The organism is Mesorhizobium sp. WSM3224 (genome assembly GCF_000427725.1).
Lineage (GTDB): Bacteria > Pseudomonadota > Alphaproteobacteria > Rhizobiales > Rhizobiaceae > Mesorhizobium.
The window spans coordinates 1-12,779 of record NZ_ATYO01000019.1 but is presented as its reverse complement, the minus strand read 5'-3'; the positions used below and the strand labels follow the sequence as shown (position 1 = coordinate 12,779).

Here is a 12,779-nt window from a genome sequence, read left to right as displayed (position 1 = left end):
CCTCGTTCCGCCGGCAGGAAAGACCGGCTACATCGTCGCCGCCGCCTTCTCGATCTGCCCGCGAATCTCGCCGTCCGGGTTCGCCTTGGTGTGGATGTTGACGTAGTATTTGCCGGCCTCGAGGTCAGTGGCCTGCGCATCGGTCAACGTCGCCGATCCCTTGATTGGGCTCTTCAGCTTCTTGAATGGGATGACCGGGTCCGCGTTCGCGCCCATCGCGGCCGGGCCATGGATGTGACCGGCTGCCGCCGGCCCGCTGAGGCCGGAATATTTTACGTTCCAGGTGAGCTTCTTGCTGGTGGTGTTGAACGTGAACGTGGCAGTTCCCTTGCCCTTGGTGGTGACGGGCGGGCTCTGCTGGCTGCCGTCGAGCGTCGCCTTGAACTTCATCGTCTCGGCCATGGCCGGCGATGCGATGAGGAAAGCGGTCGAAACGGCCAGAGCCGAAAGCATCGGCACGGATAGGATGCGCATGAAGAACCTCCGTTGATTGCAGCATCCTCCACGGCCCCCCGACGCGCGGATGCGCTAATTAACGGCTGAACCGCAGGATGTATCCCGGCACACGCATATTTTACCGCAAGCACGAAAAAGGGGCGGTCGGCCGCCCCTTTTAATATCAGCCGTCGAGGCTCGACCTTATTTGATCGCCTTGTCGGTGATCGCGGTCGTGTAGGCGCCGCTCGGCTCCTTGCTGATGATCTTCTGGTCGAGCAGAGCCTTGGCGGTGCGCTCGTAAGCGGCCGGGATCAGCTTGCCGTCGGCATTATCGATCAGCTTGGCGACTTCCTTCATCATGAACTTCTGGTGGTTCTCGTCCTGGCCGCCGGCGTCCACGACGATCCCGGCCGCCTCGTCGGTGTTCTCGGTGGCGTATTTCCAACCCTTCATCGAGGCGCGCACGAAGCGAACCATCTTGTCCTCGAAGGCCGGATCCTTGAGCTTGTCCTCGAGCGCGTAGAGCCCGTCCTCCAACAGGTCGTTGCCCATCGCCGAGTAGTTGAACACGGTGAGGTCTTCCGGCTTGTAGCCGGCGTCCAGCACCTGGCCGTATTCGTTGTAGGTCATCACCGAGATGCAGTCGGCCTGCTTCTGGATCAGCGGCTGCACGTCGAAGCTCTGCTTGAGCACGGTGACGCCGTCCGGGCCGCCATCGGTCTTGAGGCCGATCTTGTTCATCCAGGCGTAGAAGGGATATTCGTTGCCGAAGAACCAGACGCCGAGCGTGTGGCCCTTGAAGTCGGCTTCCGTCTTGATCGGGCCGTCCTTGGGGCAGACCAGTTCCATGCCCGCCTTCTTGAACGGCTGGGCGATGTTGACGAGCATCACGCCCTTGTCTCGGGCCGCGAGCGCCCCGCCCATCCAGTCGACGATGACGTCGGCTCCGCCGCCGGCGATCACCTGCTCGGGCGCGATGTCCGGGCCACCCGGCTTGATGTCGACGTCGAGGCCTTCGGCATCATAGAAGCCCTTGGCCTTGGCGACATAGTAGCCGGCGAACTGGGCCTGCGTGACCCATTTCAATTGCAGTGTCACCTTGTCGGCGGCCATCGCCTGGAAGGCGGCCAGCGACATGGCGCCGGCCAGAGCAGAAATCAGCAGTCTTTTCATGTTATTACCCTCTGAAGTTAGTACCCAAACCCACCGCCCCTATCCACCTCGGACAGAGGGATGCCAAAACGTGACGGCTCTCTCGATGAGAGCGACCACGCCATAAAAGACCGAACCCGCAAGTGCTGCAACTGCGATTTCGGCCCAAACCATGTCGATGTTCATCCGCCCGACTTCCGTCGAGATGCGGAATCCCATGCCGACCACCGGCGTTCCGAAGAACTCCGCGACGATGGCGCCGATCAACGCCAGCGTCGAGTTGATCTTCAGCGCGTTGAAGATGAACGGCATTGCCGCCGGCAGCCTGAGTTTCAAAAGTGTCGGCCAATAGCCCGACGCATAGGTGCGCATCAGGTCGCGTTCCATATGCCCGGATGCGGCCAATCCGGCGACTGTGTTCACCAGCATCGGGAAGAAAGTCATGATGATGACGACCGCGGCCTTGGACGGCCAGTCGAAGCCGAACCACATGACCATGATCGGCGCGACGCCGATGATCGGCAGCGCCGAAACCATATTGCCGATCGGCAGCAGCCCGCGTCGCAGGAACGGCACGCGGTCGGCGAGGATGGCGACGACAAAGCCGGCGAGATTGCCGACGATGTAGCCGATCAGCACCGCCTTGAAGATCGTCTGCCGCACATCCGATCCCAGGATCGGCAGCGAGTTGGCGATGCGCGCGCCGATGGCGCTGGGCGGCGGCAGCAGGATGAAGGGAATGCCGGCGCCGCGCGTCACTGCTTCCCAGATGATCAGGATCCAGGCGCCGAAGATCGCCGGAATGATCAGGCGCAGCGCCGTCTTCGCCCAGCTCTGTGTGGGGCGCAGCGACGACAGCAGGGCGACGCAGCGCCAGGCAAGCAGCCAGGCCGCGGCAAGCAGCAGGAAATATGGCGCCAGCGCCGTGCCCTCGAAGCCGGCGATGCCCTTGATCAAGAGCCAGGCGGCGGCATGAGCGCCGACGAAAAGCACGATGGCCTCCACGGCCGGCGTCAGCTTTACGATCGAAACCAGTGCCGCAATGAGCAACAGCCCGATCATCAGCCCCTTCGCGCCCATATAGGGATAGGTCAAAGCTGCGGCCGGCTCCGCCAGCGCGGCTGCTTCCGGCTTCGTCATTGCGCCGAGCGCTAACGCGATGAGGCAAAGCGCAATCGCCAGCACCGATTGCCAGGACGGTTTCAGCCAGTTCATGCCGGCCTCCCGCCCATGGCGCGGTCGACCACCCGTCCGGCAATACCCACCACCATCACCAGCAGCGCCGCCACGATCGAACCCGCGACCAGCGCCGACCAGATCTCGATCGTCTGGCTGTAGTACGCGCCGGCCAGGAGCTTTGCGCCGATACCGGCGACCGCACCTGTCGGCAGCTCGCCGACGATGGCGCCGACCAGGCTCGCCGCCACCGCCACCTTCATCGAGGTGAACAGGAACGGCACCGAGGCTGGCACCCTGAGCTTCCAGAAAGTCTGCGAAGCGCTGGCGTTATAGGTGTGCATCAGATCGAGATGCGTGAGCTCGGGCGAGCGCAGGCCTTTCACCATACCGACGGCGACCGGGAAGAACGACAGGTAAGTCGAGATCAGCGCCTTGGGGATCAGGCCGGTGACGCCTATCGCCGCCAGCACCACGATGATCATCGGCGCCACCGCCAGGATCGGTATCGTCTGCGAGGCGATGATCCAGGGCATCAGGCTGCGGTCGAGCGTCGCTACATGCACGATGCCCACCGCGATGACGATGCCGAGCGCGGTGCCGAAGGCAAAGCCGAGCAGCGTCGAGGACAGCGTCACCCAGGCGTTGTAGACGAGGCTGCGGTTCGAGGTGACGGACCGCAGGAAGGTGTTTTCGAAGAAATTCACCGCCACCTGGTGCGGCGCCGGCAGCGTCGGCTTCGGCTGCGACAGCGTCTTGCCGACGAACTCGACCGCGCCGGGGGTTTCGTTGGCGCGGCGGTCGAGGTCGCGCTGGAATGGCGCGTTGAGGATGACGGCGAAGACATACCAGAGCACCACCACGCCCAAGAGGATGGAAGTGACGGGGACGAGTTTGGAACGCAAGGAGTCCATCTAGCGCTCCCTTTCCCCTCTCCCCCACGGGGAGAGGGTGGCCGGAGCGAAGCGAAGGCCGGGTGATTGAGCCGCGGCGTTCGTTTCTCTCGTCATCCTAGGGCGGAGCAAGGAGCGAAGCGACGCGGCGCAGACCCTAGGATCCATGCCGTTACCTGGACGCTCCACTGCGGTGCGGAACATAACTCCCTGCGCCTTGCGGCGTTTAGAGGGTATTCTGCACCGTTTTGACCCTTCGGCCGAGGTCACGGCAAGGATCCTAGGGTCTGCGCTCCGCTCCGCCCTAGGATGACGAAGTCACAATAAGCCGCTCGCTGGTTCCCGGCCTCAATCATCATAGCTGTGCCCAGCCCTCAAGCCGTCGCGCACGCGCGCAGCGATCGCCAGGAATTCCGGCGTCTCGCGGATGTCGAGCGGCCGCTTTCTCGGCAGCGTCGATTCGATGATGTCGGTGACGCGGCCGGGCCGCGGCGACATCACGACGATGCGCGTCGACAGATACACCGCCTCGGGGATCGAATGGGTGACGAAGCAGATCGTCTTGTTGGTCCGCTCCCACAATTCCAGCAGCTGTTCGTTCAGATGGTCGCGCACGATCTCGTCCAGCGCGCCGAACGGCTCATCCATCAAAAGCAGGTCGGCGTCGAAAGCGAGCGCACGCGCGATCGAGGCGCGCTGCTGCATGCCGCCCGAGAGTTGCCAGGGATATTTCTTCTCGAACCCGGAGAGATTGACGAGTTCCATCGTGCGCTTGATGCGCTCTGCCTGCTCGGCCTGGCTCAGGCCGATGACCTCCAGCGGCAACGCCACGTTGCGCTCGATCGTGCGCCACGGGAACAGCGCCGCCGCCTGGAAGACATAGCCATAGGCGCGTTTCGCGCGCGCCTGCTCAGGCGTCATGCCATTGACGGAGATCGCCCCGGAGGTCACCTTCTCCAGGTCGGCGATGACGCGCAGCAAGGTCGTCTTGCCGCAGCCGGACGGGCCGATGAAGGAAACGAATTCACCCTTGCCGATGGTCAGGTCGACATTGGACAGTGCCTGCACCGGACCGTCATTGGTCTGGAAGGTGAGGCCGAGCTTGCTTGCCGAGACGACGGCTGGCGGCTGTTCGGTCATTGGCTGCAGCCTGCCTTTCGCAGCCGCTGCCGCGACGTCCGCAATCCGGTTGATTTTATGATAGCGTTGCTTTCCACTCGTCCTGTCCCATCCGATCGACGCCCGGAGCTTTGCCGATGTCGCCTAAACCCACTTGTCATCTTGTTCGCCCCGAAAGCACCTATCAAGGCAAGCAGGGGTTGAGCTATTTCGCCGGCATCGCCGCCGAGACCGTCGGCTCCTCCGGCATCTGCATGCATCTTCTCACCATGCCGCCCGGCGCCCGCGCCAAGGCGCACATGCATGAGAACCATGAGACGGCCATCTACGTGCTCTCGGGCGAAGTCCACACCTGGTACGGCGACCGGCTCGAGCATCACATCGTCGTCAAGGCCGGCGACCTCTTCTACATTCCGGCCGGAGTGCCGCATCTGCCGGCCAATCTGAGCGGCGCCCCGTCTTCGGCGGTCATCGCGCGCACCGATCCCAACGAACAGGAAAGCGTCGTCCTGCTGCCGGAACTGGATGCGCTGGTCGCCTGAGGTGGAGGGAAAAGCTCTCGGCGTCATCGGCACCGGGCAACTTCCCCGTAGACCGTGCCGTCATCGTCGACGATTACCAGCTTCTTGGTGCTTTTCACGCTGCGCTTGATGGTGAACTGGATTGGTGACTCACCCTCCTCGCCTTCGGCCTGACACTGCGCTTTCACCACCAGCGAACCGTCCGCCTGCACCTGCTTTTCGCTGAAGGTGCAGGCGCTGGCCGCCGTGATCAGTTCCTTGTCGGTCAAAAGCAGCATCTTGTCGGCAGCGACCTCTTGGCCGTTCCTGTTGATGCAGCCATATTTGTCGCCATAAGGCCTGGAGAGGTCGATGCCCGCCGCGTGGGCCTGGCCGGCGGCCAGCATCGCTGCTGCCGCGATCGCAAGATGGAGAGCCCGCACGCTCAGACCCCCGTCGCCGGAATGCCGGTGCGTTCCACCTTGCGCGGCGCGGAAATCTCCTTCCAGGTCGACAGCGCCCGGTTGACCGCGGCATTCGGCTCGCGCGCGACGAACTCGCCATGGCCGACCTTGGCCTTGACGTCCGCTTCCTCGATCGACAATTCGCCGCGCGAGAAGACGAAGCGCGGCAGGCCGGTCACCTCGACGCCTTCGAAGACGTTGTAGTCGATCACCGACTGCTGCTTCTTCGACGTGATCGTCTTCTTGCGCTTCGGATCCCACACCACGATATCGGCATCCGCGCCTTCGACGATGGCGCCCTTCTTCGGGTACATGTTGAGGATCTTGGCGATGTTGGTCGAAGTCACCGCGACGAACTCGTTCATCGTCAGCCGGCCGGTGTTGACACCCTTTGTCCACAAGACCGGCAAGCGGTCCTCGAGCCCGCCGGTGCCGTTCGGGATCTTGGTGAAATCGCCGACGCCATTGCGCTTCTGCTTGGTGGTGAAGGCGCAATGGTCGGTCGCCACGACCTGCAGCGACCCGGCCTGCAGGCCGGCCCACAGCGAATCCTGATGCAGCTTGTTGCGGAAGGGCGGGCTCATCACCCGGCGCGCCGCGTGGTCCCAGTCCTTGTTGAAATATTCGGTCTCGTCCAGCGTCAGATGCTGGATCAGCGGCTCGCCGAAAACCCGCATGCCCTTCTGGCGGGCGCGGCGGATCGCTTCATGGCTCTGCTCGCAGGAGACATGCACGACATAGAGCGGCACGCCGGCCATGTCGGCGATCATGATGGCTCGGTTGGTCGCCTCGCCTTCCACTTCCGGCGGCCGCGAATAGGCATGGCCTTCGGGGCCGTTGTTGCCGGCGGCCAGAAGTTTTTGCGAAAGTGCTGCAACCACATCGCCGTTCTCGGCATGGACCAGCGGCAGCGCGCCGAGATCGGCGCAACGCTGGAACGACGAATACATCTCGTCGTCGTCGACCATCAGCGCGCCCTTATAGGCCATGAAGTGCTTGAACGAGGTGATGCCCCTGTCGACGACATCAGCCATCTCGTCGAACACCTGCTTGCCCCACCATGTGATCGCCATGTGGAAAGAATAGTCGCAGGCAGCCTTCGAGGTCTTGTTGTCCCACATCTGCAGCGCCTCCAGCAGCGACTGCTGCGGCGCGGGCAGGCAGAAATCGACCACCATCGTCGTGCCGCCGGAAAGGGCCGCGCGCGTGCCGGACTCAAAATCGTCGGCCGAATAAGTGCCCATGAAAGGCATTTCGAGATGTGTATGCGGATCGATGCCGCCCGGCATGACGTAGCAGCCGGTGGCGTCGAACTCGTGATCGCCATGCAGGTCCGAGCCGATGGCGACGATCTTGCCGTGCTGCATCAGCACGTCGGCCTTCCAGGTGCGGTCGGCGGTGACGACAGTGCCGTTGCGGATGACTTTGGTCATATCTGTTCCCCTGTTCTTTCGCGCTTCTTATGAGCGGCGTTGCGAGGTGGTTGGTCTAGTCGGTCATTCGACGATCCCCGCCGTCTCCACCACGGCGTGGAACAGCACGTCGGCGCCCGCTGCAGCCCATTCCCTGGTGATTTCCTCCGCCTCGTTGTGGCTGAGCCCGTCGACGCAGGGGCACATCACCATCGCGGTCGGCGCGACGCGGTTGATCCAGCAGGCATCGTGGCCGGCGCCGGAGACGATATTGCGGTGTGAATAGCCCAAGCGATCAGCCGCATCCCGCACAGCCTTGACGCAATTCTTGTCGAAGGTGACTGGGTCGAAATGGCCGACCTGCTCGATCTCGTACTTGATGTCGAGCGCGTCGCAGATCGTGTCGATGCCTTCGCGGACGCGGCCATCCATGGCGTCTAGCACTTCCTTCTCGGGCGAGCGGATGTCGATGGTGAAGACCGTGCGGCCCGCGATGATGTTGCGCGAGTTTGGATAGGCCTGCATATGGCCGACCGCGCCGACGGCGTCGGGCTGGTAGTCCATGGCGATCTCGTGCACCAGCTCGATCACCCGCGCCATGCCGAGCCCGGCGTTGCGGCGCTTTGGCATCGGCGTCGAGCCGGTATGCGCCTCCTTGCCGGTCAGCGTCACCTGCAGCCATTTCAGGCCCTGGCCGTGGGTGACGACGCCGATATCGATGCCCTCGTCCTCGAGGATCGGCCCCTGCTCGATATGCAATTCGAAGAAGGCGTGGATCTTGCGCTCGCCAACCTTCTCGGTGCCTTTCCAGCCGATGCGTTCGAGCTCCTCGCCGAATTTTTTGCCGTCCTTGTCGACATGCTGGTAGACGTCGGCCTGGTCGAGCGCCCCAGCAAACACACCCGACGCCATCATGGCCGGCGCGAAGCGCGCGCCTTCCTCATTCGTCCAGTTGGTGACGACGATCGGGTGCCTGGTCTTGATGCCGAGGTCGTTGAGCGAGCGCACGACTTCGAGCCCGCCGAGCACGCCGAGCACGCCGTCATATTTGCCGCCGGTCGGCTGCGTGTCGAGATGGCTGCCGACATAGACGGGCGGCAGGCTGGGATCGGTGCCTTCACGGCGGGCAAACATCGTGCCCATCTCGTCGAGGCCCATTTCGAGCCCCGCCGCCTCGCACCAGCGCTTGAACAGATGGCGACCCTCGCCGTCCTCGTCGGTCACGGTCTGGCGATTGTTGCCGCCGGCAATGCCGGGGCCGATCTTCGCCATCTCCATGATGGAATCCCACAAGCGGCCTGAATTGATTCGCAGATTTTCGCCGGGTGCGGCCATTTGCGGTTCCCATTTTCACCAGGGGTCTTGTCGCCCCTTGAGTGGTTTGCATCCTGACCGTATGGTCAGCTTTCAGACTACACAACCTGACCAAGCGGTCAACGAGAATCTTGGGGGAGACATGGCCGAATCCACCCGTCCCATGCGACGACAGGACATAAGGCGGGAGAATGAAAAAGCCATTCTGCTTGCCGCCGAAAAGGTGTTCGCGGAGGCGGGGTTCGGCGGCGCCACGATGCAGTTGATCGCCGACCTGGCGGGGCTGCCAAAGGCAAATCTCCACTATTATTTCGCCACCAAGGAAGAGCTCTACCGGTCCGTCGTCCAGAACATCTTCGAGATCTGGCTGCAGGCGGCCAATTGCTTCGACGCGGCACGCGGGCCGATAGACGGCATCAGCGCCTATATCGACGCCAAGATGGAGATATCGCGCCGCCACCCGGACGGCTCGAAAGTCTGGGCCTCCGAAGTGATGCACGGCGCGCCGGTGCTTCAGGACTATATGGAATCGACGCTGCGCGAATGGACCGACGGCCGTGTCGAGATCATCAGGCGCTGGATCGAGGAAGGCAAGATGGACCCGGTGGACCCGCGTCACCTGCTTTACATGCTCTGGGCCACGACCCAGCATTACGCCGATTTCGGCCACCAGATCGAGACGCTGAACGGCGGCAAGGCGCTATCCGATCGCCAATGGCGGGAAGCCAAGGAAAACATCAAGCGGGTGATCCTGACAGGCATCGGCGCGCTGCCTGCCTGAATCGGACCGGTCTTAAGGTCGGCGCGTCGACGCCGACCTCACCCAAGCCGCGCCACGGACACCCTCCCCCCGACGAGGAGGGATATCCGCGACCCGCTTGTCAGTCGATCGACCTCAGAACATCCCTGACATGGTCGATCAACTCGTTGATCTGGCCCTTAGTGATGATCAGCGGTGGCGACAGCGCGATGATGTCGCCGGTGGTGCGGATCAGCGCGCCGCGCTCGAAGGCCTTCACGAAAGCCGAGAACGCCCGCTTGGTCGGGCTGCCGGCAATCGGCGCCAACTCGATCGCGCCGATCAGGCCGATGTTGCGGATGTCGATCACATGCGGCTCGCCCTTCAGCGAATGCAGCGCGTCTTCCCAGTAAGGCGCCAGTTCCTCGCCGCGCGTCAGCAGGCCCTCTTCCTTGTAGGTATCGAGCGTGCCCAGCGCCGCGGCGCAGGCGATCGGATTGCCCGAATAGGTATAGCCGTGGAAGAACTCGATCATGTGCTCGGGGCCGGTCATGAAGGCGTCGTGGATCTCCTTCTTCACGAACACCGCGCCCATCGGGATGACGCCGTTGGAGACGCCCTTGGCGGTGGTCATAATATCCGGCGTGACGCCGAAATAGTCCGCCGCGAACGGCGCGCCGAGGCGGCCGAAACCGGTGATCACTTCATCGAAAATCAACAATATGCCGTGCTTGGTGCAGATTTCCCGAAGCTTCTGCAGATAGCCTTTCGGCGGCAGGATGACGCCGGTGGAGCCGGCGACCGGCTCGACGATGACGGCCGCGATCGTCGAGGCGTCATGCAGCGTGACGAGGCGCTCAAGCTCGTTGGCGAGTTCCGCGCCATGCTCCGGCACGCCCTTCGAGAAGGCGTTCTTCTCCGGCAGATGCGTGTGCGGCAGGTGGTCGACGCCGCCGAGCAGCGTGCCGAACATCTTGCGGTTGGTGACGATGCCGCCGACCGAGATGCCGCCGAAATTGACGCCGTGATAGCCGCGCTCGCGCCCGATCAGCCGGGTGCGCGAGCCCTCTCCCCTGACACGGTGATAGGCGATCGCCATCTTCAGCGCGGTCTCGACCGATTCCGAACCGGAATTGGTGAAGAAGACATGGTCCATGCCCTTGGGCGCGAGGTCGACCAGGCGGTTCGCCAATTCGAACACGATCGGGTGGCCCATCTGAAAGGCCGGCGCGTAATCGAGTTCGGCGGCCTGGTGCTGGATCGCCTCGGTGATCTTCGGCCGGCAGTGGCCGGCATTGACGCACCACAGGCCTGCGGTGCCGTCGAGCACCTTGCGGCCGTCGCTGGTCGTGTAGTGCATGTCCTTGGCGGACACGAACATGCGCGGCGCCTGCTTGAACTGCCGGTTTGCCGTGAACGGCATCCAGAATGCGCTGAGATCGTTCGGCGTGACTTTCAGCCGGTTGGACATAACCAAGACTTCCCCTTGTAACCTGTTTCGATGCGGCCAACGCTTGGTCTTCGCTGCGTTTTCGTGCTACGCAAATTTTTGACCGGTTGGACAAACGTTAGCACCGCCCGTCGGCGGTCAAAGGATTACTAGCGGAAATGCGGCATAAAAAGCGCGCTCCACAGCCTGACGAAAAACTGGTCCAGAGAATTGGTCCAGAGAGTCCGAACCAAGACCGCCGGCAAGGATGACGGCGGCGATGGACGGTTCAGCTCCCCGCCGCACCCGCATCCAGCAGGAAAAGCGCGAGCTCATCCTCGAAGCCGCGCTCGAAGTCTTCTCCACCAACGGTTTTCGCGGCTCGACCATCGACCAGATCGCCGAAGCCGCCGGCATGTCGAAGCCGAACCTTCTCTATTACTTCCGCCGCAAGGAAGACATTCACGAGACGTTGATGCAGCGGCTGCTCGACACCTGGCTGGCGCCATTGCGCGAGCTTGACGACATCGGCGATCCGCTGACGGAGCTCAGAAGCTACATCCGCAGAAAGCTCGAAATGGCGCGCGACTTCCCGCGCGAAAGCCGGCTGTTCGCAAACGAGATCCTGCAGGGCGCGCCGCGCATCAAGCCGATGCTGGAAGGCGAGCTGAAGACCCTGGTCGACGAGAAGGCCGCCGTCATCAAGGGCTGGATGCGCGCCGGCAAGATCGTCCGCACCGACCCCTGGCACCTGATCTTCTCGATTTGGGCGACGACGCAGCACTATGCCGATTTCGACGTCCAAGTCCGCGCCGTGCTCGGCGCCGACCGCGGCGGCGACGGCCGCTTCGAGGATGCGGCAAGGTTCCTGGAGCAGCTGTTTCTCGATGGGCTGAAGCCGAAAGGTTAGCGTCTGGTCCTACTAGCCATTTAGCTGTTGCCGACCATGAGGATTGGCCGAGGCACTCATCGCTTCGTCATCCACGGGCGGAGCAAGGAGCGAAGCGACGCGGCGCAGACCATAGGATCCTGTGTGTTGGTTTCGGTGTATGGTTGAAGTGGGAAGGAGACCGAGTGGATCCTGGTCGTCCTTTCGGACAGGCCGTGGCATGGCCCGGTCCCTTCCCACCGGTGAACCATCAACCTGAACAGTTGCACGGGGCTGTACCAAGCAGACCCCGCACCACAGGAAGAGGCGTGGACATGATAGTACAGAACTATGTCGGCTGCGACATCTCCAAGCAGTGGCTCGATTTTTTTGATGAGACAAGCAGTCGGTGCCAGCGCATCGACAACCAGGCCGATGCGATAGCAGCCTATGTGGCGGGCCTTGATCCCAGTCGGGATTTTGTCGTCATGGAGGCGACCGGGGTGCATGACCGGCTGCTGCGCCATGCGCTGGCCAAGGCCGGCGTGCCGTTCTCGCGCCACAACCCGGCCCATACCCACCACTATGCGAAGTCGACGAGACGGCGGGCCAAGACCGATCCTCTCGACGCCAGGATGCTGAGCGGCTACGGCCGTCGCTATCAGCCTGAAGCCGAGCCGGCGCCGAGCGAAGAAGTCGAGCAGCTTCAATCGCTTGCCCGCCACCGCGATCACCTGGTCGATACGCGGGCAACGCTGAAGAAGCACCTCGCCGAGGCTTTCGAGGCGATCGTCATTGCGGACCTTGAAGAAACGATCGCCTACCTCGACAGCCGCATCAAAGCGCTCGAGAGCCTGATTGCCGAAGTCATTCGCCAAAACCAGGACACCGCCCGCGACCACGCGCTGATGGTCTCCGTGCCCGGTGTCTCCAAGACCACCGCGCTCTGCCTGCTGGCGCTCCTGCCCGAGCTCGGCCAGCGTTCGCCCAAGGCGATCGCCGCGCTCGCCGGCCTTGCCCCGTTCGACAACAAGAGCGGCAAGCTCAACCGCAGGAGCCAGATCCAGGGCGGGCGATCACGCGTGCGCCGTGCCCTCTACATGGCAGCCCTCACGGCCATCAGAACCTGTGGCCGGTTCAAGTCCTTCTACAGCGCACTTGCCGCCCGCTCAGGGTCCAAGAAACTCGCTATCATCGCCGTCGCAAGGAAGCTCCTCGTCGTCCTCAACGCTGTCATCCGGGATAAAATCGCATTCGCATGAACACAGTTGCCAT

At 63.0% G+C, this 12,779-nt stretch carries 13 protein-coding genes; 4 read left to right on the top strand and 9 right to left on the bottom strand.

Annotation, left to right across the window (positions count from 1 at the left end):
• Window positions 1-27: 27 nt before the first annotated feature.
• From YU3_RS0124350 to YU3_RS0124330, 5 genes are all read right to left on the bottom strand, one after another.
• A complete protein-coding gene (locus YU3_RS0124350; RefSeq protein ID WP_027168671.1) occupies window positions 28-474 on the bottom strand; it encodes a CHRD domain-containing protein in 447 nt (148 codons plus the stop codon).
• A gap of 165 nt (window positions 475-639) precedes the next feature.
• Complete coding sequence (locus tag YU3_RS0124345) at window positions 640-1,611, bottom strand: ABC transporter substrate-binding protein (RefSeq protein WP_027168670.1); 972 nt, start codon at window positions 1,609-1,611, stop codon at window positions 640-642.
• A gap of 39 nt (window positions 1,612-1,650) precedes the next feature.
• Entirely contained in the window at window positions 1,651-2,805 is a 1,155-nt protein-coding gene (locus YU3_RS0124340; protein ID WP_027168669.1) for an ABC transporter permease, read from the bottom strand.
• Window positions 2,802-3,680 (bottom strand): ABC transporter permease, encoded by an 879-nt coding sequence (locus tag YU3_RS0124335; protein WP_027168668.1) that lies wholly within the window; start codon window positions 3,678-3,680, stop codon window positions 2,802-2,804. The genes YU3_RS0124340 and YU3_RS0124335 overlap by 4 nt, the downstream gene beginning before the upstream one ends.
• Before the next feature lie 327 nt (window positions 3,681-4,007).
• On the bottom strand, window positions 4,008-4,799 hold the full coding sequence (locus tag YU3_RS0124330) for an ABC transporter ATP-binding protein (protein ID WP_027168667.1): 792 nt from the start codon (window positions 4,797-4,799) through the stop codon (window positions 4,008-4,010).
• 110 nt (window positions 4,800-4,909) lie between these two features.
• Between YU3_RS0124330 and YU3_RS0124325 the strand changes: the two genes are divergently transcribed.
• A complete protein-coding gene (locus YU3_RS0124325; RefSeq protein ID WP_027168666.1) occupies window positions 4,910-5,320 on the top strand; it encodes a cupin domain-containing protein in 411 nt (136 codons plus the stop codon).
• A gap of 23 nt (window positions 5,321-5,343) precedes the next feature.
• On the opposite strand, the gene YU3_RS0124320 is transcribed toward YU3_RS0124325, so the two are convergent.
• The 3 genes from YU3_RS0124320 to YU3_RS0124310 all read right to left on the bottom strand — a co-directional run bounded on the left by YU3_RS0124320 (window position 5,344) and on the right by YU3_RS0124310 (window position 8,489).
• On the bottom strand, window positions 5,344-5,685 hold the full coding sequence (locus tag YU3_RS0124320; RefSeq protein ID WP_245273647.1) for a hypothetical protein: 342 nt from the start codon (window positions 5,683-5,685) through the stop codon (window positions 5,344-5,346).
• A gap of 38 nt (window positions 5,686-5,723) precedes the next feature.
• A complete protein-coding gene (hydA, locus tag YU3_RS0124315; RefSeq protein WP_027168664.1) occupies window positions 5,724-7,175 on the bottom strand; it encodes a dihydropyrimidinase in 1,452 nt (483 codons plus the stop codon).
• A 63-nt stretch (window positions 7,176-7,238) separates the two neighbouring features.
• Window positions 7,239-8,489, bottom strand: coding sequence for a Zn-dependent hydrolase (locus YU3_RS0124310; RefSeq protein ID WP_027168663.1), 1,251 nt, complete (start codon window positions 8,487-8,489; stop codon window positions 7,239-7,241).
• Window positions 8,490-8,610: 121 nt separating this feature from the next.
• Between YU3_RS0124310 and YU3_RS0124305 the strand changes: the two genes are divergently transcribed.
• On the top strand, window positions 8,611-9,249 hold the full coding sequence (locus tag YU3_RS0124305) for a TetR/AcrR family transcriptional regulator (protein ID WP_027168662.1): 639 nt from the start codon (window positions 8,611-8,613) through the stop codon (window positions 9,247-9,249).
• 100 nt (window positions 9,250-9,349) lie between these two features.
• Here the strand turns inward: YU3_RS0124305 and YU3_RS0124300 are convergent, their stop codons facing one another.
• Window positions 9,350-10,678 (bottom strand): aspartate aminotransferase family protein, encoded by a 1,329-nt coding sequence (locus YU3_RS0124300; RefSeq protein ID WP_027168661.1) that lies wholly within the window; start codon window positions 10,676-10,678, stop codon window positions 9,350-9,352.
• A 238-nt stretch (window positions 10,679-10,916) separates the two neighbouring features.
• Between YU3_RS0124300 and YU3_RS0124295 the strand changes: the two genes are divergently transcribed.
• Both YU3_RS0124295 and YU3_RS0124290 read left to right on the top strand, forming a co-directional pair.
• Window positions 10,917-11,546, top strand: coding sequence for a TetR family transcriptional regulator C-terminal domain-containing protein (locus YU3_RS0124295; protein WP_027168660.1), 630 nt, complete (start codon window positions 10,917-10,919; stop codon window positions 11,544-11,546).
• Between the two features lie 293 nt (window positions 11,547-11,839).
• Window positions 11,840-12,766: an IS110 family transposase gene (locus YU3_RS0124290; RefSeq protein ID WP_027167584.1), complete on the top strand. Its 927-nt coding sequence runs from the start codon at window positions 11,840-11,842 to the stop codon at window positions 12,764-12,766.
• Window positions 12,767-12,779 lie beyond the last annotated feature (13 nt).

Bases quoted from the DNA above. Each gene is read 5' to 3' on its own strand.
- YU3_RS0124320 (WP_245273647.1), bottom strand. From the start codon at position 5,685: ATGCTGGCCGCCGGCCAGGCCCACGCGGCGGGCATCGACCTCTCCAGG.
- YU3_RS0124345 (WP_027168670.1), bottom strand. From the start codon at position 1,611: ATGAAAAGACTGCTGATTTCTGCTCTGGCCGGCGCCATGTCGCTGGCC.
- YU3_RS0124300 (WP_027168661.1), bottom strand. From the start codon at position 10,678: ATGTCCAACCGGCTGAAAGTCACGCCGAACGATCTCAGCGCATTCTGG.
- hydA (WP_027168664.1), bottom strand. From the start codon at position 7,175: ATGACCAAAGTCATCCGCAACGGCACTGTCGTCACCGCCGACCGCACC.
- YU3_RS0124350 (WP_027168671.1), bottom strand. From the start codon at position 474: ATGCGCATCCTATCCGTGCCGATGCTTTCGGCTCTGGCCGTTTCGACC.
- YU3_RS0124340 (WP_027168669.1), bottom strand. From the start codon at position 2,805: ATGAACTGGCTGAAACCGTCCTGGCAATCGGTGCTGGCGATTGCGCTT.
- YU3_RS0124295 (WP_027168660.1), top strand. From the start codon at position 10,917: ATGGACGGTTCAGCTCCCCGCCGCACCCGCATCCAGCAGGAAAAGCGC.
- YU3_RS0124335 (WP_027168668.1), bottom strand. From the start codon at position 3,680: ATGGACTCCTTGCGTTCCAAACTCGTCCCCGTCACTTCCATCCTCTTG.
- YU3_RS0124290 (WP_027167584.1), top strand. From the start codon at position 11,840: ATGATAGTACAGAACTATGTCGGCTGCGACATCTCCAAGCAGTGGCTC.
- YU3_RS0124330 (WP_027168667.1), bottom strand. From the start codon at position 4,799: ATGACCGAACAGCCGCCAGCCGTCGTCTCGGCAAGCAAGCTCGGCCTC.
- YU3_RS0124305 (WP_027168662.1), top strand. From the start codon at position 8,611: ATGGCCGAATCCACCCGTCCCATGCGACGACAGGACATAAGGCGGGAG.
- YU3_RS0124310 (WP_027168663.1), bottom strand. From the start codon at position 8,489: ATGGCCGCACCCGGCGAAAATCTGCGAATCAATTCAGGCCGCTTGTGG.